The organism is Methanomicrobiales archaeon, from assembly GCA_030019205.1.
Lineage (GTDB): Archaea > Halobacteriota > Methanomicrobia > Methanomicrobiales > JACTUA01 > JASEFH01.
In genome coordinates this window covers 1-22,268 of the sequence record JASEFH010000008.1, presented here as the reverse complement: position 1 = coordinate 22,268, position 22,268 = coordinate 1, and the positions used below count along the sequence as shown (strand labels likewise).

16 protein-coding genes are annotated in these 22,268 nt (G+C 62.6%); 10 read left to right on the top strand and 6 right to left on the bottom strand.

Annotated elements, in window-relative coordinates:
• The first annotated feature begins 353 nt into the window (after positions 1-353).
• The 4 genes from QMC96_06140 (at position 354) to uvsE (ending at position 4,601) form a co-directional block, all read left to right on the top strand.
• Positions 354-887 (top strand): hemerythrin domain-containing protein, encoded by a 534-nt coding sequence (locus QMC96_06140; GenBank protein ID MDI6876335.1) that lies wholly within the window; start codon positions 354-356, stop codon positions 885-887.
• Positions 888-1,124: 237 nt separating this feature from the next.
• Complete coding sequence (locus QMC96_06135; GenBank protein ID MDI6876334.1) at positions 1,125-1,607, top strand: hemerythrin domain-containing protein; 483 nt, start codon at positions 1,125-1,127, stop codon at positions 1,605-1,607.
• A gap of 595 nt (positions 1,608-2,202) precedes the next feature.
• Entirely contained in the window at positions 2,203-2,682 is a 480-nt protein-coding gene (locus QMC96_06130) for a hemerythrin domain-containing protein (GenBank protein MDI6876333.1), read from the top strand.
• A gap of 965 nt (positions 2,683-3,647) precedes the next feature.
• Positions 3,648-4,601: a UV DNA damage repair endonuclease UvsE gene (uvsE, locus tag QMC96_06125; GenBank protein MDI6876332.1), complete on the top strand. Its 954-nt coding sequence runs from the start codon at positions 3,648-3,650 to the stop codon at positions 4,599-4,601.
• Here the strand turns inward: uvsE and QMC96_06120 are convergent.
• Complete coding sequence (locus QMC96_06120) at positions 4,594-5,136, bottom strand: hypothetical protein (protein MDI6876331.1); 543 nt, start codon at positions 5,134-5,136, stop codon at positions 4,594-4,596. The genes uvsE and QMC96_06120 overlap by 8 nt on opposite strands.
• A 1,345-nt stretch (positions 5,137-6,481) precedes the next feature.
• Here QMC96_06120 and QMC96_06115 point away from each other — a divergent pair.
• Both QMC96_06115 and QMC96_06110 read left to right on the top strand, forming a co-directional pair.
• A complete protein-coding gene (locus QMC96_06115; GenBank protein ID MDI6876330.1) occupies positions 6,482-8,563 on the top strand; it encodes a thioredoxin domain-containing protein in 2,082 nt (693 codons plus the stop codon).
• 125 nt (positions 8,564-8,688) lie between these two features.
• Positions 8,689-10,812 (top strand): acetate--CoA ligase family protein, encoded by a 2,124-nt coding sequence (locus QMC96_06110; GenBank protein ID MDI6876329.1) that lies wholly within the window; start codon positions 8,689-8,691, stop codon positions 10,810-10,812.
• Positions 10,813-11,070: 258 nt separating this feature from the next.
• Here QMC96_06110 and QMC96_06105 read toward each other — a convergent pair whose 3' ends face one another.
• Positions 11,071-11,265 (bottom strand): hypothetical protein, encoded by a 195-nt coding sequence (locus QMC96_06105; GenBank protein MDI6876328.1) that lies wholly within the window; start codon positions 11,263-11,265, stop codon positions 11,071-11,073.
• Between the two features lie 143 nt (positions 11,266-11,408).
• Positions 11,409-12,770, bottom strand: a complete 1,362-nt coding sequence (locus QMC96_06100; GenBank protein MDI6876327.1) for an MBL fold metallo-hydrolase — start codon at positions 12,768-12,770, stop codon at positions 11,409-11,411.
• A 318-nt stretch (positions 12,771-13,088) separates the two neighbouring features.
• Between QMC96_06100 and QMC96_06095 the strand changes: the two genes are divergently transcribed.
• The gene (locus QMC96_06095; GenBank protein ID MDI6876326.1) at positions 13,089-13,604 is read left to right on the top strand and encodes a hypothetical protein; all 516 of its coding nucleotides are present in this window, start codon (positions 13,089-13,091) and stop codon (positions 13,602-13,604) included.
• A 1,394-nt stretch (positions 13,605-14,998) separates the two neighbouring features.
• On the opposite strand, the gene QMC96_06090 is transcribed toward QMC96_06095, so the two are convergent.
• Both QMC96_06090 and QMC96_06085 read right to left on the bottom strand, forming a co-directional pair.
• Positions 14,999-15,505 carry a hypothetical protein gene (locus tag QMC96_06090; protein MDI6876325.1) on the bottom strand — a complete coding sequence of 169 codons (507 nt, stop codon included), beginning with the start codon at positions 15,503-15,505 and terminating at the stop codon, positions 14,999-15,001.
• Positions 15,506-15,640: 135 nt separating this feature from the next.
• A complete protein-coding gene (locus QMC96_06085; GenBank protein ID MDI6876324.1) occupies positions 15,641-16,726 on the bottom strand; it encodes an ATP cone domain-containing protein in 1,086 nt (361 codons plus the stop codon).
• Positions 16,727-18,359: 1,633 nt separating this feature from the next.
• Between QMC96_06085 and hxlB the strand changes: the two genes are divergently transcribed.
• From hxlB to QMC96_06070, 3 genes are read left to right on the top strand one after another with little or no spacing between them, the layout of a single operon-like run.
• Positions 18,360-18,959: a 6-phospho-3-hexuloisomerase gene (gene hxlB, locus QMC96_06080; protein ID MDI6876323.1), complete on the top strand. Its 600-nt coding sequence runs from the start codon at positions 18,360-18,362 to the stop codon at positions 18,957-18,959.
• A 4-nt stretch (positions 18,960-18,963) separates the two neighbouring features.
• Entirely contained in the window at positions 18,964-20,073 is a 1,110-nt protein-coding gene (locus QMC96_06075; GenBank protein ID MDI6876322.1) for a pyridoxal phosphate-dependent aminotransferase, read from the top strand.
• A 7-nt stretch (positions 20,074-20,080) separates the two neighbouring features.
• Complete coding sequence (locus QMC96_06070) at positions 20,081-21,118, top strand: M42 family metallopeptidase (GenBank protein MDI6876321.1); 1,038 nt, start codon at positions 20,081-20,083, stop codon at positions 21,116-21,118.
• A 706-nt stretch (positions 21,119-21,824) separates the two neighbouring features.
• On the opposite strand, the gene QMC96_06065 is transcribed toward QMC96_06070, so the two are convergent.
• The gene (locus QMC96_06065) at positions 21,825-22,214 is read right to left on the bottom strand and encodes a cupredoxin domain-containing protein (GenBank protein MDI6876320.1); all 390 of its coding nucleotides are present in this window, start codon (positions 22,212-22,214) and stop codon (positions 21,825-21,827) included.
• Between the last annotated feature and the right edge of the window lie 54 nt (positions 22,215-22,268).

The following is a 22,268-nucleotide window of genomic DNA, read 5'->3' as shown; positions in this document are numbered from 1 at the left end:
CGCATCTCCCCACCACCTCGTATCCCGGCACAGGGGAGTGGAGGAATTCATCCACGCTGCCGCATTCCCGCACAGCCTCTCCTTCGGGGACCGAGAGGCGCTCGTCCTTCGTATCCCGGAGGGCATCCGATCCTCCTGCTCCTCTCACCCCGATCCCGGCAGCAGGGGATCCGCCACAACGTATAAATAGAGGCGGGTGCGGGTATGGGCGGTGCAGTGGTATCCTCCGTGCAACGACAGCCCGGTGAACCAGGCTCTCCCGGCTGATGCCGATATCGATCTGCACCCATGCGGGCCGGGCGTCTCGGGGGGCAGACGCATGAACCGGTCAGAAACATTCGGGTGACCAGTCGATGCCAAGAAACATTCTCGATCTCATCATCGAGGATCACAGGCGTGTGATGGATGCTCTTCGCCGGCTTCTCGACCAGGGAGTCACCGCACCGCCGGAGAGCGTCATCGCCGTGCAGACGGGTGCGACGAGTGCCGTCGCCGAACAGACCTTCGCAGGTGCAGCCGCGGAGATCCTGGCGCACTTGCAGAGCGAGGAGTCGACCCTCTATCCGAGGCTGAAACCGGAGATGAGAGATCGCATACGGGACGCGGAACGGGAGCATGGCGGGATCAAGGCCCTTCTCCAGCAGCTCGGACGCCCCACGGAGGGGATGCGGGCCGGGGATGAACGCTGGCTGGAGAAGATCGGGGAGTTGAACAGGCTCGTCCGCTACCACATCGATGAGGAAGAGAGGAGCATACTGCCCCGTGCCCGGGATCTTATCGGAACGGAGACGCTGCAGGAGATCGCCCGGGATTTCGAGGAGGGCAGGCAGATAAACCGTCATGCAGCAGGCGCCAGCGCTGCTGCAGCCGAATCCCGAATCGGATGACTGCCCGAACAGGAATCGATCAGTCCCGAACGGTTCTGATAGCGAAGGGTGAACGCAGCCTGTCGTGGAGGTACAGGCGATCGCCGGCGATTGGAGATCCGGTCGGTCCATGAAGGGATGCCAGCACCACCGACCGCAGGATTCGCGAGCGAGCTGCGGTCGGCGAACAGGAGGCGGGAAGGGGCGGGATGATGGAAACTGCTTCGAACGACGCAAATGTCCAACAGGAGAGAGATAATGGCGCAGAATCTTGTTGATGTTCTCATCCAGGAACATCAGGAAGTGATGAACGGGCTGAACTCCATCATGGAGAGGGGCGCCCCTCCGGAGCGGGGAACCCGGAACCCGGAGTTTGACCGCGTGCACAGCATGTTCCTCCAGCATGCGCACGGCGAAGAGGAGGCGTTCTATCCCCGGATACGGGACGAAATGCCAGATATGGTTCGGGATGCCCTCAACGAGCACGAGAAGGTGCGGACCCAGATGCAGGAGCTCGCCAGCCAGTGGCACGAAGAGAGCGAGTGGAAGTCCCGCCTTCAGGAAGTAAAGGGGAATATCCAGCACCATGTGGAAGACGAGGAGCAGAAGATCTTCCCCAGAACCAGGGATATGTTCAGCACGCAGGAACTGGAGCAGATGGCCCAGCAGTTCGAGGGAGCCAAGCAGCGGACTCCAGGAATTTCAGCGGCAGCGCCCGGGAGGGCTGAAGCCGCCCGATAACCGGCACAGGGGTAACACGCGGGGCGGGGAGTGCATCATTTCCTCGATAGTCCTTCCCGCAGACGAGTCCCCGGCGGTATGGGGCAAGGTCGGGGGCATGCCGGGCCAGGTCGTGAGACTGCGGGAGATCGGGCGCAGGGTTTGCGTCCCCGTTGCGGCATGGACATGTACTGGAGTACCTGGAAGACAGAGAGGGGAAGAGCGTCACGATCCGGAAGGACCGCAAGAGGATTCTTTCCGCAGGATGACAACCCTTCGCGGAAATGGAGGCAGATGCAGGCGGGAAACCGTCCGCCGGAGCTGCTCTGTCCGCTTCTGCCGCGAGGGGAGATCCGGACTCCCTCTGCGCGATGCCGCGCCTGCCCGGATGGAGCAGGCAGCCCAGAAGCGTGCCGAAATCTGCCGGCAGAGGGGGCTCTTCTGCACCGCTGGCTGGACGAACCGGCTTCTCAAAGCCATCTCCCGGGAGGGAAGGTCCTGATGCGGGTTCTATCCGCGACTGCCGAATTCGAGCGGGCGATGCCTGGGTATCAGAGAGGCTCGCTGTCTCGCCGGGCTTCCCCCCTCCGGTATGCGATGCCCGCGGGAGGTTGCTATGACAGACAACATCGTCGAGAAGATCCAAAGGGAGCACGATGCAATCCTGTCCGAGCTGGACGGGCTGATTGAGGAAGCGGGTTCGGAACAGCAGCAGTCGAGAGCCGAAGGATTCCTTCGGATGGAACGGAAGCTGCAGACTCACATGTACGCTGAGGAGCGTGTCTTCTCGCCCCTTCTGGCGGGCACGCTGCAGGAGCGGATCGAAGAGTCCCTCGACGATCACAATCGAATCCGCAGGGAACTGCGCGAAGCGTTCGCTGCTCGATCGCTCAAACCCGGATGGAGAGCCGCGCTGGCGGAGTTGAAGACGCTGGTCCGGTTCCATGTCGAGAACGAAGAAGTGCTGCTGAACGAGTTGGGGGATGGATTCAGCGACGCCGATCTCGAAGGGATGGGTCGCCGGTTCGAGGCGGAGAAGCAGAACTACCTCGGAGCGCTGGCAGAACTCTCCCATGGGTCGGGCGAGGCTGTCTAGGGCGGAGAGCGGAGCCCGTCCCCGATCCCCGTCCCTCTCTCACCCCCATGCCACGTCCGCCGGCAGGGGCCTTGAAGACGAGCCTGTTGGACCGCACGTCGAGAGGATTTACCGCGATTGCGGGGATTCCCCGATCCCGCAGAATGTCTCCCGTGATTCCTTCGGGATCGGTAGAGCCCCGTGCCGCCGACGGCTCGATCCGTGCTCTCCCGGATGCGCCGGAACCAGCGCACCTCCCCGTCCATACGCTCCCGACCTCCCTTTCATCGGATCTTTCCAGGCGGCACGAAGGAGAGAGAGCCCTCCGATCTGATGGTGCCTTCCGGGAGAGCGGATGGACTCACCGAGATCCCCGCATACCGGCAGGTTGCCGAAGAGCGGTATCGCATCCCCGCCGAAGGGTGCTCTGCTCCTCGGGAGCTTGAACGTTACCGAGCCCCACGAGTGGCCCGGTGTGTGCGACACGCGCAGGGCGGGCTCGTCGCCGATCGGGATGGTATCCCCCTCTTCGAGAGCGCGATCGAAGGGAGTGAAGCCTTCTAAAAGGTGGAAGAAGGCAGGAACAGGCCATTCCTGCACCTCACCATCCTTGGCCAGGACCGCTCGAGCGGTTGCGCCGCGAAACGGGAGTCTGTAGCGTCCTGAATCGCCCCAGTCGCCCCGATATAGCGGGAGGAGGATGCGTCTGGAGAACCATGGCAATCTTGCCGTGGTCTCGTCCTCCCCGATGCAGTCCCTGATCACCCTCCAGGATCCGCCCACCCGATGCCGATCAGGCAGACTGCATCGCTGTAGATGCGATAGACGAACAAACGCACCACGGAGATGCCCTTCACTTCCCCCGGAAGGGGATCCCGAGTGCGTGCACAGGCTCTGTCAGCGGCATGCGATCCTTCCGCCGCTCTGGATAATTGGGCTGGTACAGGGCTGTACCCCGCGGTTCACCACGCACGGGCGGAGGATCCATGGTATTAAGAGGGAGTATCGCAAAGGGGGGATGGATCGTGCGGATCGGGTATCCCTGCATCAACAGGAGCATCGGATGCCGGGCAGGATCGACGTTTCGCCTGGCATCGTACTCGGAGGAGAGGCTGGAACGGGCTGTCCGGAACAACCTCGAATGCCTGTACCGAATACTGGAGTTCAACGTGGAGAACGGCATCCTCTTCTTCCGGATCACCTCTGATCTGATACCCTTCGCTTCCCACCCCGACTGCCGATCTCCCTGGCAGAGGCGATTCGCCGATGCATTCTCCTGTATCGCGGAGTTCATCCGTCGGCACCGCATCCGCATCTCCATGCACCCGGACCAGTTCGTTCTGCTGAACTCGATGAATACCGCCGTTCAGGAGAGGAGCAAGAGGGGACTCGCATATCATGCGCAGGTGCTCGAAGCGCTGGAGCTCCCTACGGACGCCAAGGTGCAGCTGCATCTCGGAGGCGTCTACGGAGACAGGCGAAGGAGCATCGAGAGGTTCATCAGGCGGTATGAAGCCCTCCCGGATCAGATCCGCTCCCGCCTCGTGATAGAGAACGACGATCGCCTGTATACGCTCGCCGACTGCGTGAGCGTGCACGACAGGACAGGCGTACCGGTCCTGCTGGATGTATTTCACCACCGCGTGAACGGCTCCGGCGAGAGTTGTGGAGAGGCGGTGCGCTTGGCAGGCGCCACCTGGGCAGCGGAAGACGGCGTTCCCATGGTGGATTACAGCTCGCAGCAGGCGGGGAGACGGGCGGGGGTGCATGCGGAGTCGATCGATCTCGCTGACTTCCGGAGATTCCTTGCGGTATCCCGCCCCGTGGATATCGACATCATGCTGGAGATCAAAGACAAGGAGCGAAGTGCCATCCAGGCGGTGGAGGCGGCAGCTTCGGATCCGCGATTTATACGGGTATCCACGAGCAGCGTTACCTGAACGTGCCGCCCGTTCCGGATCCGCTCCGATCGGGGAGGGGAGGTTCGTCGACTAGGGGAATCGATGGTCCCTTCTCTGCCAGGGCATGCACCTCGTCCGCGCTGAGCTCCAGATGCACCTGATCCCCCTCCCGCCGCTCGTGCATCCCCCATCTCGCGAAGAAGGCACGGGCGGCATCGTCGATGGGATTGAGCGTGATGCCGCGCCGCTGCTCGCACGCAACCCGGATCGCGGCCTGCACGAGCGCGGTTCCCAGTCCCAGTCTCCGCAGGACCACGCCGACATCCGTCATCTTGAGCAGTCCCGGATCGTAGTAATCCCGCCGATACGCCAGCGCACCCAGAACGATTCTCCAGTGACAGATGACCAGCAGATCTCTGGAGAACTGCTGCAGTGCGTCCAGAGTCATCCGGACCCCCGGTATCGCTGTCTTCAGCGGACCCCAGCGGTCCGTCGCATCCCGAAGCAGATCGCGGCGCGGTCTGGTGTAACCGGAAGGCAGCCTGACGATGACCAGATCTTCGCAGGGACGCATGGCGGTTTCGATCCGTACCTCCGAAGCTGCTACATAAAAGGATCGCATAACCGGTGGGCACACCGGAACCGTTCGGCGAGTGGATTCGGGAGTCCCGCGTAGCGAATGAAAGGGGGGAGGAGAACATCGAAGTGGGTTCCGGAAGCGTCAGGGCCACCCCCGCAACCTTCTTCGCAAATCCCGTAGGTGTAGTATGGCACTCCCCGGGGCATCGCGACGCGCAGGATCCTCCCCCGCCTGCGATATACCCTGCGGAGACATTCGATGAAATGTTCCAAACGGCGGGCCACAAGACTGCGACATGCGCGCACGCCCGACACCGGGCTGATCGCACCCATGGGATCCATTGCCCCTGAGGATCTCATGGGAGAGGGACCGCGGGGTATCCCCGATCCTCTTCCAGGGGAGAGGCCGCACTGCGGGGAGACAGGACTCCTCCGTACACCCTGCCCGGAAGAAGGTGATGGGGGACTCTGAAGGGGAACGCCTCTCCCGTCCATGCCCGGGGGCACGGGATCCGGTGGATCCAGGCATCGGCCATCCCGCGATAACAGGTTGGCGGAGAGCATTTGCGGGACTCCGTTAGGATGGGGCGGACACATTGCCCGAGGGATCTTGCGTCCCCTGCCTCAACCGACCAGTGGACCGATCCCGCGCCGGCCGACCCCGGATAGGCCCTCGAATACCTTCAGGTGCGCTCCAACCTCTTTTCAGGCATCATCGGCTTCCGTTCCTCTGCGCTCCTAGAGGGACAATCGCAGCCTGGGAAGGTTTGTGAAATAGGAGGATGTTCGCCCCCACTCCCGACCGTAGCGATAGGTCAAGATATGGGGAGCAGAGGGGCTAACTTATCTATGCTCGCGGCTGTCCCCGGGCGAACGGAAGGGTTGTGCCCGGCATGGCAGCTCCCTTGCCGCGTCGAGGATCCGCTGCGCGATAACGCGGAACCCCCGCTTATCCCGCCCAGGCCTCTCACGGCATCCAGACCTCCCTGACCTGAGGGGACCCGTTATTGTGATCCATATCCTCCCGAGGCAAAGGCCGTCAGGCAGGGGCGAAACCCGCGGGCGGATAATCCTTACTTGAGGATCCGGGGATACTTTTATCACGAATACAGGCATTCAATGGTTCGAATTCGAAGATCGGAGCAGGAAACATGCAGATCCATGGATATTCCATCACGGAGAGCGGGAAACGATCGTCGGGATCGGCCGCTGGTTCCGCATTCCAACCGCGATCGGTCGAACCGCCGAAGTGGCGAGCGGAAGCGAAGGGACACGGGGAGCGTCGCCTCCCTTGCGGACCTATCCGTCCACGCCTGCAGGCGGCAGGAGCGTGATCAGGGATGGTCACAGAGCCGCAGGAGCCGGGGCTGAACCGCCTCCGGCACTCCAAGAGTCCGTATCTCCTCCGGCACGCCCGGAACCCCGTGGACTGGTACCCCTGGGGGAACGAGGCGTTCTCAAAAGCGAAGGAAGAAGATAAACCCATATTCCTCTCCATCGGCTACTCGACCTGCCACTGGTGCCACGTGATGGAACGGGAATCATTCCAGGATCCAGTGGTCGCCCGTCTCCTGAACGAGACCTTCGTCAATATAAAAGTCGACCGGGAAGAACGTCCGGACATCGATCAGGTCTACATGACCATTGCCCGGGCGATGACGGGAAGCGGCGGCTGGCCGCTCACCATCCTGATGACCCCGGATAAACTCCCCTTCTATGCCGCCACCTACATCCCGAAGGAGTCCCGCCACGGGATGGTCGGCCTCCGGGATCTCGTCCCCCGCATCCAGGAGATCTGGCGTAATCAGAGAGAAACGGCGGTGAACTCCGCCCGGGAAGTGATAGAAACCCTCTCCAGGGAGACCCGGCCGCCGCAGGAGGAGGAGATCGATACGTCCATTCTCGACGACGCCTGCCACGCCCTCAACATCCGCTTCGATCGCCAACACGGCGGGTTCTCTCCCGCCCCCAAATTCCCCCTGCCGCACAACATCCTCTTCCTCCTCCGCTATTACAACCGCACCTTCGATCCGAATGCCCTTTACATGGCGGAGAAGACGCTCCAGGCGATGCGTCGTGGAGGGATCTGCGATCAGATCGGGTTCGGTTTTCACCGCTACGCGACCGATGCGGCGTGGCTCGTCCCGCACTTCGAGAAGATGCTCCACGATCAGGCGCTGCTCGCCATGGCCTATGCCGAGTGCTATCTGGTGACGGGCAGGGAGGGCTATGCGGATGTCGCGCGTGAGATCGTCCACTATGTGCTGCGGGATATGACCGCCCCGGAGGGGGGGTTCTACTCTGCCGAGGATGCCGACAGCGAAGGGGTCGAAGGCAAGTTCTACCTCTGGACGCGGGAGGAGGTGTTCAGCGTACTCGCGGAGGAGGAGGCAGACCTCTTCTGCCAGCGTTACGGTATCCGAAGCAATGGCCGTGGGATCGAGCAGAGCATCCCTCATATCGTGCGATCCCTGGCCGACCTGGCCGAACGCTACCGCACAACCGAGGAGACGATTGCCATCCGTCTGGAGCGGGCGCGAAAGCGGCTATTCCAGGCGCGGGAAAGACGCATCCCTCCCGCCCGGGACGACAAGATCCTGACCGACTGGAACGGCCTGATGATCGCGGCTCTTGCAAGGACGGGGTGGATTCTGGACGAACCGGGATACCTGGCTGCTGCCGAGAAGGCTGCTGCCTTCATCCTGACGACGCTCTGCCGGGACGGCGAGCTCCTCCACCGCTACCGCGACGGAGAGGCATCCATTCCGGGTTTCCTGGACGACCATGCCTTCCTCGTATGGGGGCTGCTGGAACTCTACGAGGCGACGTTCAAACCCGCCCACCTCGAAAGTGCTCTGAAGGTGCAGGATGCCGCAATAGCCAGGTTCTGGGATCCGGATCGGGGGGGATTCTACTTCACTTCGGGCGATGAGGAACTGCCCCTCCGCCGCAAGGAGAGCCACGACGGGGCGATCCCCTCCGGCAACGCAGTCTCCCTCTCGAATCTCATCCGTCTCGGTCGCCTGACGGGCGACGCCGATCTGGAGGAGAAGGCTCTCGCCCTCGTGCGGGCGTTTGCGCCGAACATTCGCGACTCCCTGCCCTCGCACACGCACATGCTGAGCGGGATCGACTTCATGTTAGGACCCAGTCATGAGGTGGTGATCGCGGAAGGGCGAGATGCTGGCGGCACCCGGAAGATGCTGGATGCGCTTCGCCGGTACTTCCTTCCCCGTGTGGTCGTGCTGGTCCGCCCCGAAGGCACCGGCCCTATCACCCGGATCGCCCCTTTCACGGAGTCCATGCAGAGTTCGGGGGGTCAGGCGACCGCCTATGTCTGCGTCCTCCGGGCCTGCCAGGCACCCACCACCGACGCCAGCGTCCTGATCCGCACACTTGGTGTGCGGGAGGTGCACACCTAGGAGATCGATACGTACATAATGGAGCGGGGATCATTCCCCCGGAATGTCCGGGAGAGGGAAAGGCTCGCAGGGGGCGCCAGCTCCTGGGTATCCCGGAATGCAAACACCAGGATCGAGGATGTCACATGGCCAGAAGACTGTTATCTGAAGCGGAAGGATACGAACTGTTACGGGAGAACGGGGTTCCCGTCCCGGCTCATGCGATCGTGCAGAACGAAGAGGACGCAGCTGCGTTCGCGGACAGTATCGGCTATCCCGTCGTCATGAAGGTGGTCTCCCCCCAGATCGTCCACAAGACAGACGCCGGCGGCGTGGTGCTGGAGATCCGGAACCAGCAGGAGGCGCGGCAGGCGTACCGTTCTGTCATCGAGAACGTCACGGAGTACGATCCCCGAGCGGAGATCCGCGGGGTGATGGTGGAGAAACAGCTGCCGCCAGGGCTGGAGGTGATCATCGGCGGGAGGACCGATCCCACCTTCGGCAAAGTGATCACCTTCGGTCTCGGGGGCGTGTTCGTGGAACTTCTCCGTGATATCGCCATGCGGGTGCTTCCCATCGATCGGGAGGATGCGGAGAGGATGGTCCGCGAGATCCGCGGCTATCATTTGATCGCTGGATTCCGGGGGCGTGGCATGGACGAGGAGGCGTTGATCGAGCAGATCCTGAACGTCGGGAATCTCTTCTGCAACGACCATCGGATCGTGGAGTTCGACATCAACCCGATGATCCTTTACGAACGGGGGGCGTCTGCCGTGGACGCGCGAATATACATGGAGGATTGGGGTGCCGCGGCGCTGGAGAGGCGGGAGCCCCTGCCATTCTCTCCCGAGGTCTTCTACGCGGACTCGATCGCGGTCGTCGGTGCCTCCTCGGACCCACGGAAGATCGGGTATGCCGTCTTTCGGAACCTGCTCAATTATCCCGGGCGGCTCTATGCGGTGAACCCGAAACGAACGGAGATCCTTGGCCACAGGACATACGGATCCCTCGGCGCCATCCCGGGGGATATCGATATGGTCGTGATTGCGGTGCCTGCCCCCGCGGTGCCCCAGGTGCTGGAGGAGAGCGGGAGAAAGGGTGCGAAACTGGCGGTTATCGTCTCGGCGGGCTTCCGGGAGACGGGAGAGAGGGGAAGGGTAGAAGAGGAGAGACTGCTTGAGATCGCCCGCACGTACGGCATTCGGATCGTCGGCCCGAACAGCCTGGGGATCATGCTTCCGCACCGGGGGATCAATACCACGTTTGATCCCGTATCCGCGCAGCCCGGTTACATCGGATTTGTCTCCCAGAGCGGCGCGATCATCACGACCGTGGTGGACTGGAGTATCACGGAAGGCATCGGATTCTCCGCCGTCGTGAGCGTCGGCAATCAGACGGACCTGAGCTTCGTCGATTACCTGAAGTTCCTCGAGCAGGACGAGAACACCCGGGCGATCATCCTGTATATTGAGGAGATCCGCAACGGCCGTGAGTTCATGGAAACCGTGGCCGGGATTTCGAGGAAGAAGCCGATCATCGCCCTGAAGGCAGGCTCTTCGACGAAAGGCAGAGAAGCCGCCATATCCCATACTGGTTCCCTCGCAGGGAGCTACGAGGTCTACATGGCTGCGTTCCGGCAGACCGGCGTGATCCCGGCATTCTCGCTCCGCGAGGCCTTCAACATGGCAGAGGTGATCGCGGCTGAGGGATATCCCGGCGGCCGCAGGGCAGTCATCGTCACCGGAGCGGGAGGGTTCGCCGTTCTCGGCTCCGACTACGCGGAGAGGTTCGGTATCGACCTGGCAGTGCTGCCGCCCCACATGATGGAGGAGTTGAACTGCGTCCTGCCCTCCACCTGGAGCCATGCCAATCCTCTGGATATCGTAGGGGATGCCGGTGCCGACCGGTATGCGCGGGTGTTCGACGTGCTGATCCGTCATCAGGATCTCTGGGACATCGCCTGCATCATCGCCGGGCCTACGTCCGTCCTGGACCCCCGCCTCCTCGCCCACGAGATCGAGCGGCTCCAGAAGCGCACGGACCGGATGGTCGTGGGATGCCTGCTGGGGGGAGAGCATATGAAGGGGGGGTTACGGCTGCTCCGCGAGAAGGGCATTCCGAACTTCACCGAACTTGAGGATGCTTTCAAAGCGATAGGGCGGATCCTGGCGGGCATGAAGGTTCTGGGGCCGCCGGCGAGGGAAGCTCCGCCCCCGGAGCCTGCGGCTGCAGAAGGGGCCCGGGTGGCGGCGGCATCGGAGCAGGAGTGAGGGGACGAACACGCACCAGAACGGGCTGGCTGGTATCGATTCCGCCGCCAGGCCACCCTGGCGTCTGTCGGATTGTGCAGAGAAGTTCCCGCGCGGCAGGGCCCGGCGGTGTGCACGCTGAGGCCGTGCGACAAGCGGGTAACCGCATCCTCCCCGGGAAGCCCCCCGATCCCGGGTGATGCGGGAGGATAACGCTCGAAGGCCGATCTCTCGAGGAGATGGTTGATGCAATCGATCGTATGCGGGGATCCCCTCTCTTCAGGGCACAGCCGAGGGGGGGACCACCTGCCCTCCGCGCGCCGAGAATAACGAGGGGGTATACAGCCTGTTCTTCTCCCTGCGCGGTCGGATCGCATTCTGAGGGACTTCCAGCAGGGGGTTCAGCGGGAGCGCAAGGTTCAGGACGGGATCGGGGAGCAGGAGAACGGCTTCGACGACGGGGGATTCCGTCATGCCGCGCGGGACAGGCCAACTGCCGGAAGGTTAACGCGTCCCCATGGAGGGGAGATGGCGGAGTGCGGGGCGCCTGCCCTCTCAGATCCGTTTCCCGCATCGGAAAAATTCTTCCCGTGGCTCCCGGGCCGGCGTATTCTGCTTTACTCCTTCTCGACCGGATACCCTGCATTCACCCAGGCGGTGGCGCCGCCGAGGAGGTTCACGACGTGCTCATAGCCGTGCTTCTGGAGGATGCTGGCTCCCAGGCTCCCCTTGAACCCCGAGTCGCAGTAGACCACGACCGTCCTGTCCCTCGGGACCTCGCCCAGGTGGTCGGCCAGGTGACCGACGAAAATGTGGCGGGAGCCCGGGATATGCCCGATGCTCCGGCGGTTCCTGATGTCCCGCACATCCAGGATGAACAGCGTCGGATTGGAGAGCCGTTCGTGGAGATCCTGGACCGACCATGTGCGGGTGGTCTCGATCTCCTGCGCTGCCGTGAACCAGGCGGAGTATTTAGGACCGAGATATCCGGCCACATTATCGTAGCCCATCCGGATGAAGTCGGCAGCGACGCTCTCCAGATCCTGGTAGTCATGGACGAGGACGATAGGATCCTCGTAGTTCAGCAGGTATCCCATGTAGGAGGTCAGGCCCTCCCGCCAGATGTGGATGCTGCCGGGCAGGTGGCCACCGGCAAATGCGGTGGGGGAGCGGATGTCCAGGACCTGGGCTCCTTTTCGACGGCACTCATGCACGTCCTGGATGGAGAGGGGTTCGAGATACGGGCGGCCGCAGCCTGCAGGGCCGATCAGGTTCAATGCCTCCACCTTCGAAAAATAGGGAGGGAAGTAGAGTATCTCGCGACTTTTCTCCCGGATGAACGCCTCTCTCCCCTTCCTCAAACGCGGGTTTGTCCTCTTCTCGTATCCGATGGTGGTATGCGGATGGTCTGCGATATGGCCGCCGCACGCGGAACCCGCACCGTGGGCGGGGAAAACAAGCACTCCGTCGTCCAGCTTCAGCAGCTTGTCGAAGATGCTCTCCGCGAGCAGCTTCGCCATCTCCTCCTGTCGTCCCTTCACCAGATCCGTTCTCCCCACTTCGCCCGCGAAGAGCGCGTCTCCCGTGAAGACGAGGTATGGTTCCCCAGAGACTTCATGGTCGCGGACGATGATGGAGATGCTCTCCGGGGTGTGCCCAGGGGTCTCCAAGATCTCCAGCTCCAGAGAACCGATGCGGAACGTATCGCCCTCCCGCACGCTCTGCCCGTATGCGAACTCGGTCCTGTCGCTGTGGTAGATCTCCGCCTTCACCTTTTCAGCGAGCGGCACGGATCCGATGAGGTAGTCCTCATTGCGGTGAGTCTCGAAGATGTGGGTGATGTCAACCCCGTACTGTTCTGCGAGCTGCATGTAGACCTCGCAGTCCCTGCGGGGATCGATGACTGCGGCACTGCCGCCGGAGCCGATAAAGTAGGAGTTGTGTGCCAGGCCCTCGGAGACGATCTTCTCGAATATCATGGTCAACCTCTCTTCAAACGACTGCCGGTCTGACCATGTACGAGAACTGTTTATTAATCGTTTCCCTCGCCGTGCAGGTTCGGCAGGAAGGATGGCAGGACGTATGTGGTAATGCAGGGTATCCTTTGCTTCCGTGAATTCGATGAGCCGGTAATAACAGATGATTACGAAAAATCTCGAAGTTTAGAGAATTTTGATGTGGGTGCGACGCCAACCGTTATCCGAGCAACCATGCAGATTCGGCATCTTATCGGATATACACTAACCCTTGCGCTCTTTGTCGCCGGATGCGGATGCATCACTCAGGGAAGCGGGGAGATGATCTCTGGTACGGGTACGGTCGTCCACGTGGAGCTCGAAGGCGGGTTCTACGGCATCGCCACCGAGGACGGTGAGAAGTACGTTCCCCTGAACCTCGAGGAGGACTTCTCACGGCATGGACTGCCCGTTCGGTTCGAAGCGAAGAAGAAGAGCGATCTCGCCACCATACAGATGTGGGGGACGCCCATCGAGATCGTGAGCATCACTCCGATCAGCGTTCCACACGAACCTCCGGAGGCCATGGTCAATACCACGGGTACCGTGCGGTTCGTGGATCTGGAGGGGGGATTCTACGGCATCGTCACCGACGACCAGATACGCTACTATCCCCTGAATCTGGAGCCGGGCCTGAAGGTGGATGGGCTGCGGATACGGTTCCGCGCGGTTCCGCGCGAAGACGTCAGCACTCTCCAGATGTGGGGAATTGTGATCGAGATCGAAGAGGCCGCGGCGATCTCGGCTCCGCCAGCCACCGATGGCAAAGTCTCAGCCAGGGAACCATCCAGCGCGTAGATATCGAGGGGGAGTAAATGGCAGCGTAACCGACAGCGGGGGGTGCGATATCCGCTCAACCGGCACGAGTCGTTCAGAGAACCGGCCTCGCCGTATTCTTCCACGGGAGGCCGCCACCCACGACCACGGAGATGGGGCGAGCGGGTACGGACTCCTCACGCATCTCTCGACCCGCTGCCTCCTGTCCGCAGACGCGCCTGCCGTTCTCCGGGCAAGAGAAGCTCGCATGCTTCGGTCGAGCAGAGGCGGGAATGCGGATCCGGGGATATGGCGATTCAACTCGGCCATGGAGCGATCGGCCAGTGCTTTCAGAGCCAGCCATCGGTTCTGGTGCTGACAGGCGGATAAACGCCGCTCTATCGGTACGGCAGCGGACTGATCCGAAGAGTGTTTCATCCGGCTTATCGTTCTCCCGGCGGTATCGAAGGCGCTCGGGATCTCAGGGGCAAGAGCTGTTGTGCGGCGCAGGGCAGGGATGATCCGTTCCCTCTCCACCCGGTGCGGTAGACTGCCTGTCTCTGGGGGGCTGCCAGGCATGGGAACCTGCGGCGGGATCGCGTCCGTGTGCTCGATCGGGACCCGGCGCCCTCTCACGGATGTCGATAAAGGAATTCGGCCAGCGCACGGCATCCCTGCTCTCGGGCGGTGGAGGGGCCCAACTCCTCCCCCCTCGAATTCCATTTTCCCGGTGCGACAGGGCCTGAAGGGGGAACGAGCATCGAGGTTTACGGGATCAGGGTCTGGCCGAGCCGCTGCTCTTCAGGCATTGTGGAGTACTGGGGAGAACCACGGGAACGAATGATCCCGTTTGGAACGAACGAAGGCCGGGAGGTGTCCCCTGCAGCCGGGCCTCGGGCAGGGGACGGAGGCTGTCTTCGGGTACGGGGCAGGCACAGCAGGCTGTCCGCACCCCGCCTGTAGCATTACAGGACGAGGTGCAGCGGAGACGAGGATCGCCTCATCCGTATTCCGGTGCGATGGGGGCAGGTGCGGGAGGGGAAAGGTACGTAACTCCCTGCAACCAGCCTTTCGAACGGACCAGCTAGCATCTTCCGTATTTCAGCGGAGAGTGCCCCGCTGGTGCCCGCAACAGTCCGCCACCGCGGTGGCGGAGATAGGAAAGGGCGGATCGTCGACGAGCGCCGGTAAGGAGATCCCTTTCCCCCCTGGCGGGCGATAGCGGCTGGGAACGACGGGGCGGACCGATGAAGTCCGTAAGACCAGGAGAGGTCGCCGATGCATTCCGGGTGCCCGCGGAATCGACGATCGGTATGCGAACGAAGGCACCCCCCTTCACGAATAGGCATGCCCGCTGACGGATCTGCCCGTGCAGCGAAACCGGAGATCGCCTATTTCCGTAGCAGGATCATATGCGCGGGAGAATGGAGGGGGGATCAGCGGTTCGGTTCCAGATCTTCGGGCGTCTTTACGTCACCCGTCTTGGGCATCCAGAGCGAGCGCGACTCCGGACGCGAGTTGATCCACATACGCTCCCATGCGGGATTGCGCAGCCGCAGGAGCGTTCTGACGCGGGCGTCGATCTCCTGCCATGTCATGCCGGAATGGACGGAACCTACGACCACCCCGGCCACCTCCCGGGCATCCGCATCCGGTACACCCGCCTCCCGAATCGCCCTCTCCAATACTTCCGCGCCGGGAGGCTCCGTCCCCCCCTTCTCCGCACTCTCGTGCGGTTCTGCCCTTTCCGGATTCATCGTCTCTCCTTCAATTATGGATTTCCATACCGTTCCCGACCTGCGGGTGCGGACCTGAGATCCGGATAGCCTCTGCTCTTCGCGGACCTGTTCTTCTGCCGGATCCCTGCCCTCCTCCAACTCGGGACGCTCGAGCTTCACCGCCGATGGGGCCCTGTCCTGCTTCTCACGCGGATAATCTGTCATTCGATCCCGTCTCCGGTTCCGCGCACGGTCCTGCCCATGCCGGCCACCGCCTTCCATCAAACGGAGGGACAGAGCGTTTGGATCGCAACGGGCAGGCGACTCTTGTTGCGGGTGAAAGAGCCGGGTTCGGTGCGATCAGCGCCCCCCGAACCGCTCCCTGTACGCGTTCCAGTGCCGCTCGATCTCCGGGTTCACCCGGCGGACCTGCGCTCGCACCTGATCGTCCAGCTCCGCCGCTGTCAGGCTGGTAGAGATTCCACTCTCCACCCGGCGGGCGATCTCCCGGGCTTCCTCGGAGGTGGCGCCGGCGCCCTCTAGGGCTCGCGAGATCTTCTCCGGATTGAACGCCTCCACGCTCCCGTCTTCGCGAAGGATCTGGATTCGCTCTCCCGCACCGGTCAGGGCCTGGAATGCCGGCGAGACGTACTCCTCCTGCCGACGGGGCTCCTCCCCTTCGGCCAGCCGCATGCCGCCCTCGGCAGGGATTTCGCCGGCACGGATGGATCTGCGGATCTCGGCATCCTCCCGGCCGCCCGATTGCGTCCCGACGGAACCCCCGCTCTTCTCGAGCTGCAGTCCCTCGCGGGCTCGCTTCTCCCGCTCCTCCTCTGTTCCCATCTCAATTTTCTGGAGTCCTTCTCTCGTGCGGGCCTGTTCCTGCACGATTCCCGTACCTTCGCGCGTCTCCCCGGGACCCGCCTTCAGCTCCCCGGTCCGGAGTTGCTCTCCGCTCCTGCCGGTGACGCCGTACCTCCCCTCCTGCTCTGAAGCCTGCTGGAGCTCCCCTTCGTAGCCCGTCTTCTGTGTGTCGAGACTGCCAACTTCGCTCCGGCTCACTCTCCCGCCCGAGCGCAGCTTCTCCGCCACGACCGTCAGCTCTTCCGATGCACCCTGAGACGGCTGCGCCTCTTCGACGTTCCAGGGTTTGGTGTAGCTTTCGGGGGATCCACCGGGCATTACGGTCTCAGGAGCCCTCCCGGCCTCTTCCTGTTCCCCGGTGCGCCGTTCGCCCCTGGCCTCCCAGCCTGCCCGGACGGATCTGCCGAATTCGCCGCCTCCGCCGCTCTCGATCTCTCTCTTCACCCTCTCCGCAGGAACCTCTCCCGCCTGCTCCCCCGTCTCTGACCCTGCCGGGGATTCGCCGGCCCGCGGGGCAAGCCCGTGCTTCTCCGGCTTCTCCGCCTCTGTCCTCTCCTGCTCTTCTCCCTCTTTGGCCGTCATTCCATCCACTTCCGTGCCCCCAACCAGGAAACCCTCTCGCCCTATCGGATCTATGCCTCAATACGGCGGCAGACCGATCGTGCAGTCTGCACTCATTCCCGGGAAGGAGGCGAAACATACCTTGTTATCCCTAATTAAGGTTATTATGGTACAGGAGATCACGGTCGGCCCGGGCTTTAGCCTTCAGGCGGACTGACCCCGCACGAACCTCACAACAGGCCTCTCAATGCCTAGTCCAGCCGGAACGGAACCGGATTCCCCTACTTCGGCAGCCCGCCGGTTCTGCGGGCGATCTCCCGCATGGTCGTCCCCGTGTTAGCCGCACGGTGGATCCCGCGGCGGTGTCCAATGCATCCTCGGGAGGATCCGCACCTGCGATACCCGGATCACTGCGGTTTCCAGCGGCACTCTGATCGACCTTTCTCTACCTGTGAGACTCCCGGGCCTCGCTCCTTCCACAGGTCTCCGACAGCCCTCCGCCACGGACGGGCATTCCCGTTCCGTCCGCGTCCGTCCCGGCGGAGCGAGCCCGCCATCTCCGCTCTCTACCCCGCAGTTCGTCGGAGCAGATCGAATCGTCTTCCATTCTGGTCACAACGCTGTTGCCTTCTGGCGTGCACTATTCCTGCCCGGTGCCTGCCGTGCCAGGCATGGCAGCCGGATCGCACCAACCATAGCATCACGACCTTTTATGTTTTTTCCTGCAAGAGCGGCATTGCGCAGCACGGGAGGCGGGATAGGATCAGTGGTTTTACGCCATCCTGCCCTGCCAATCCCCACTCCTGCATGGCACGGAAGACTTCCCTCCTGCCTCTCTCCGTCGCGCCCGGGCCTCATCCTGGACACCCGTTCATCGACTCGCTATCGGGCTCTCTCCTGATCGGCGTGGAGTCCGGTGGTATCGTCCTGATCGTTCCCCGCCGCATTCGCGTTCATCCTGATCCAGGCTCGAATAACGTGGACGCCGGTATCGCAGCCCCATATTCGCGCCCATGGCCACCGGATGAGACTGGAGATGCACCCCGTCGCTCGGCGGAACAGGGGTGGTCCGCGCGTTGCTTCCCACGATCCCATCCCCGAGGGGGGGGGCAGACTGGAATTTCGGGATTCCGACTGTTCCCGGATCCCCCTGCATACCGTCCACGGCCCCGCTCCGTTGCTTCCACCACGCGAACCGGCACCCTTTTTCTCCTCATCGAGGCGGAGCGGGATACTCTGCGAGTGCGGCAAACAGAATCCGGGGAGTATACCGCACGGATCCGGCCGTGCGACACCTCCGGGCATCCCGGCATCTGGGGAACCGAACCCCATCGCTTCAGCCAGAACTTCCCGGGGAGGACAGCCAGATCGGCAGCAGGACAGGGAGCGGATCCGGCTGATCGTTCTGCAGCCGCCTTCGATCGATGAGGCGCCGTTTGAACGAAGGCCTGGTTACCGATCCCCGGACACGCCAGTCCTGAGCCATCGCAACGGGACCTGTCGCAGGCCTGCCGTCGGGAGACCTTTCCCCTGCTGGAGCGGCGACAACCCCGCAGCTCGCGGCGGTTGCCTGTCCGGCGGTGGGCAGAAAAATGGATTCTCACCCATTAGAAATTCTCTTGTAGTTGCAGGGAGTATCACTTCCGGGATATCGATGATAACGCACCGTGTGCAGGATACCATGAGACTGATGGCCTCTCTGATACGCTCCTTCGCCGATTCCATATCGGATGACGAGGTAGATGCCTTCGTCGACGAGCTGATGAAGGCAAACCGCATCTTTGTCATGGGAGCGGGTCGATCGGGACTGGTCGCCAAGGCCTTTGCCATGCGGCTGATGCATCTCGGTTTCCAGTCCTTCGTGGTAGGGGAGACGATCACCCCCGCGCTCCGTCCGGGGGATGTGATGGTCGTCTTCTCCTCATCGGGTGAGACAAAGACCGTTGCCGACCTCGCCGAGACCGCCAAAGGTATCGGGGGGCGTATCTGTCTGATCACCTCGCGGAGAGACTCCCGTATCGGGCGCATATCCGACTGCATCGTCACGATCGAGAGCCACCGAGATCGCGACCTGGAGGAGTCCGGCGAGTACGAGATCCGCCAGATGCTGGGCGAGCACAAATCGTTCGCACCTCTCGGCACGCTCTTTGAGACGGCATCCATGGTCTTCGCCGATGCGGTGATCTCGCGCCTGATGGAGATCACAAAGACCGAGCCCAGCGCGATGAAGGCCCGGCATGCCACGCTGGAGTGAGAGTATGGCAGCGAAACGGGCGTGCGCGCACAGGCTCGAGGGCATCGAACTCTCGGGGATCCGCAGGATGTTCGAAGGGGCCGGTCCCGGCTCGATCAATCTCGCCATCGGGCAGCCTGACTTCGACACTCCGCAGCACATCAAGGATGCGGCGATTCGGGCCATCCAGGAAGGCAGAACCGGTTACACGCCGAATGCCGGCATCGAGGAGCTGCGGGTTGCGATCGCGGATAAGCTGAAGCGGGAGAACGGCCTCGCGTATACGCCCTCGGAGATCCTGGTGACAGCGGGCGGGAGTGAAGCCCTCCACCTGGTACTGGAGTCCCTCGTCAACGAGGGGGACCGCGTCCTCTTCCCCGATCCGGGATTTGTCTCCTATCCGACCCTCACAGCGATCGCCGGCGGCCGACCCGTGGGGGTTCCGCTCGACGCCGCCCTGCACATCGATATCGAGAAGGCGCAGGAGCTGATGGACGGTGCGCGCCTGTTCATTCTCAACTCCCCGTCGAATCCGACCGGTGCCGTGGAGAGTGAGGAGTCCATCCGCACCATCGTGGAGTACGCCGCGGACGCCGGGGTGACGGTGGTGAGCGATGAGGTGTACGAGCATTTCATCTACGGGCGGAAGCATTTCTCCGCCGCGCGCTACGGCGAGGACGTAATCACGGTCAATGCGACGAGCAAGACGTACGCCATGACCGGATGGCGCGTGGGCTACCTGGCCGCTCCCGAGGAGTATATCGACCACTGCCTCAAGATCCACCAGTACTGCCAGGCCTGCGCGACATCCATCTCTCAGTACGCGGCGCTGGCAGCCTATACCGGCGATCAGACAGCGGTTCGGCAGATGCGGGATGAATACAGGACGAGGCGGGATATTCTCTATGACGGCCTGAAACGGATGGGCTTTGCGTTTCCTGTTCCCGAGGGGGCATTCTACGCCTTCGTCCCCATGGGGATTCCCCTGATGCAGAGAGTGATCGAGAACGGGGTGATCGTTACGCCGGGGAGCGCGTTCGGGAAGAATATGCCGGAGCATGCGCGGGTGAGCTACGCGACCTCCCGGGAGAACCTGAGACAGGCACTGGATCGAATACAGCGCGTAATGGAGTGAGATCGGGATGGTCAAGAGTCTGCTTGCGAAGTACTCTAACGCCCACGGAATATCCGGGAGGGAAGGGAGCATCGCGGATGCAATCCGCTCGGAACTGGAGCCCTGCGTGGATGAGGTGAGGACCGATTCCATGGGAAATCTGATTGCGGTGAAGAAGGGTGGCGACTTCACGATCATGCTCGCCGCCCACATGGACGAGATCGGGCTCATGGTCCGGTTCATCGACGAGAACGGCTTCATCCACTTCGTCCCCTTCGGCGGATGGCACCCTCCGACACTCTACAGCCAGCGCGTGGTGGTGCATGGCTCGAAAGGAAGGCTCTACGGCGTCGTTGGTGCAAAACCGCCACACATCATGACCGATGAGGAGCGAAAAAAGGAGCTGAAGATCGAGGACATGTTCGTTGATATCGGAGCCACCAGTCGCGAGGATGCCGGGGAGCTGGGCGTGGAGATCGGTACCCCGATCACGATCGATCGGGAGCTCGTGGAGTTGCCGCACGACCGGGTCAGCGGCAAGGCCTTCGACAACCGCGTCGGATGCACGCTCCTCACGAGGGTGATGCAGAAGGTGCAGTCGCCCCACACAATCTACGCGGTCTTCACCGTCCAGGAGGAGGTGGGGCTGAAGGGAGCCCGGACGAGCGCGTACCGGCTCGCTCCCGACTGCGCCATCGCGACCGATGTCACCTTCCCCGGGGATCACCCGGGGATCGAGAAGAAGGATTCGCCCATAGAACTCGGGAAAGGACCGGTCGTCACCATCTCGGACGCCAGCGGAAGAGGGCTGATCGCGCATCCGGGCATGGTGAAGTGGCTTCGGGACACGGCGGAGCGGAATAATATCCCCCTACAGATGCAGGTTGGGAAAGGAGGGACGACGGACGCCACGTCCATCCACACGGAGCGGGGGGGTGTCCCGAGCACCGTCGTCGAGGTCCCGGTCCGGTACATCCACTCTCCCGTAGAGGTTGCCGATATCGGGGACCTGGAGGCGGGCATCTTCCTGCTCGTCGAAGCCCTGAAGGGAAAGCCGGACCTGTAATCGCCGGTCATGCATGGCGTGGAGGTTCCCCTCCCCCAAATTGGGTATCGACGAGCAGAAAGTCTGGCTGCAAATCCGATAACAGATCGAGGCCTTTTCGGCCCCGGTCATGATCTTTTCTGCATTCCGGAGAAGATCCGATTGCGAGCGGCGGGTGGGGGGGGCGATAGGGGGGAGGGATCCCCTCTTGGCGCGATAGGTTGAGGAGGCCGAAGAACTGTCCGAGCACCCGAACCAGCATTTCTTCCTCATGCGGCTGTTGAAGCGATTGCGGATTCGGGATAGGGCACATCCCACCAAGGGGGGAGGGGGCGTACTCCCCTCCCGTGCCCCTACCCCCGCGTGCGATAGGGCCAGGATCGAATTATGATGCTTGTTGCACACGAGCCCCTGAAACAGGCCGTATTCAGCATCGCCGCACGGCTATCGCATGCGTGAGCCGAGGCAATCGGCGGAGGAGATCCTTTCCCCCATGATAGGTCACGTTTGAGGAAGCGGGGATCGGGAGATCTCCGAACCCTGATTGCGGCACTCCTTTTAATTCCCGCATAAGGTCAGGATCTGGTAAAAAGAATCGGTGCTTTCGATCCGGGAGATCGTTTCTACAGAGCGAATGCTGGATCAGCAGGATCCCGTTCGCTCCCGAATGGATCTCCCGTTTCGAGGACGATCGAAAGTAAGGGAAGAGGTCGTCCCTCCCTCTCCCTCACTCCACGACGAAGCTGCCGGTCATCTGGACGGGATGGACGTCGCAGCGGAAGAAATAGGTGCCGGGCTCCTCCGGGGCAGTGAACGTGTAGGTGATGGAGTTCACCCCGGTGATGATCTGCCCCACGAAGATGGGTGTGGTTGCCGCCGGAGTCTCGTAGACGGCCAGATTATGGGGAATGCCGCTGTCCTGGTTCTGGAAGTTCACCGTCACCACGGAGCCGGCCGGCACCGTGATCGTGTCCATGTTGAAGGCAATGTTCTGCGCCACCAGGTCGACGGTTACGCCCCCGGGAGCCGGCGTCTCGGTAGGCGTGGGCGTCGGGGTCTCTGTCGGCGTGACATTCGGCGTCTCGGTGGGCGTGAGGTTGGGAGCAGCGCCCTCCACGGTCACGTTGACCGTCTGGTACACCAGCGGGATCAGCGGCGTGTGGTCGTTGTT

Bases quoted from the DNA above. Each gene is read 5' to 3' on its own strand.
- QMC96_06115 (MDI6876330.1), top strand. From the start codon at position 6,482: ATGGTCACAGAGCCGCAGGAGCCGGGGCTGAACCGCCTCCGGCACTCC.
- QMC96_06105 (MDI6876328.1), bottom strand. From the start codon at position 11,265: ATGACGGAATCCCCCGTCGTCGAAGCCGTTCTCCTGCTCCCCGATCCC.
- QMC96_06100 (MDI6876327.1), bottom strand. From the start codon at position 12,770: ATGATATTCGAGAAGATCGTCTCCGAGGGCCTGGCACACAACTCCTAC.
- QMC96_06075 (MDI6876322.1), top strand. From the start codon at position 18,964: ATGGCAGCGAAACGGGCGTGCGCGCACAGGCTCGAGGGCATCGAACTC.
- QMC96_06140 (MDI6876335.1), top strand. From the start codon at position 354: ATGCCAAGAAACATTCTCGATCTCATCATCGAGGATCACAGGCGTGTG.
- QMC96_06090 (MDI6876325.1), bottom strand. From the start codon at position 15,505: ATGACAGATTATCCGCGTGAGAAGCAGGACAGGGCCCCATCGGCGGTG.
- QMC96_06130 (MDI6876333.1), top strand. From the start codon at position 2,203: ATGACAGACAACATCGTCGAGAAGATCCAAAGGGAGCACGATGCAATC.
- QMC96_06110 (MDI6876329.1), top strand. From the start codon at position 8,689: ATGGCCAGAAGACTGTTATCTGAAGCGGAAGGATACGAACTGTTACGG.
- QMC96_06095 (MDI6876326.1), top strand. From the start codon at position 13,089: ATGATCTCTGGTACGGGTACGGTCGTCCACGTGGAGCTCGAAGGCGGG.
- QMC96_06070 (MDI6876321.1), top strand. From the start codon at position 20,081: ATGGTCAAGAGTCTGCTTGCGAAGTACTCTAACGCCCACGGAATATCC.
- QMC96_06135 (MDI6876334.1), top strand. From the start codon at position 1,125: ATGGCGCAGAATCTTGTTGATGTTCTCATCCAGGAACATCAGGAAGTG.
- QMC96_06085 (MDI6876324.1), bottom strand. From the start codon at position 16,726: ATGACGGCCAAAGAGGGAGAAGAGCAGGAGAGGACAGAGGCGGAGAAG.
- hxlB (MDI6876323.1), top strand. From the start codon at position 18,360: ATGATAACGCACCGTGTGCAGGATACCATGAGACTGATGGCCTCTCTG.
- uvsE (MDI6876332.1), top strand. From the start codon at position 3,648: ATGGTATTAAGAGGGAGTATCGCAAAGGGGGGATGGATCGTGCGGATC.
- QMC96_06120 (MDI6876331.1), bottom strand. From the start codon at position 5,136: ATGCGTCCCTGCGAAGATCTGGTCATCGTCAGGCTGCCTTCCGGTTAC.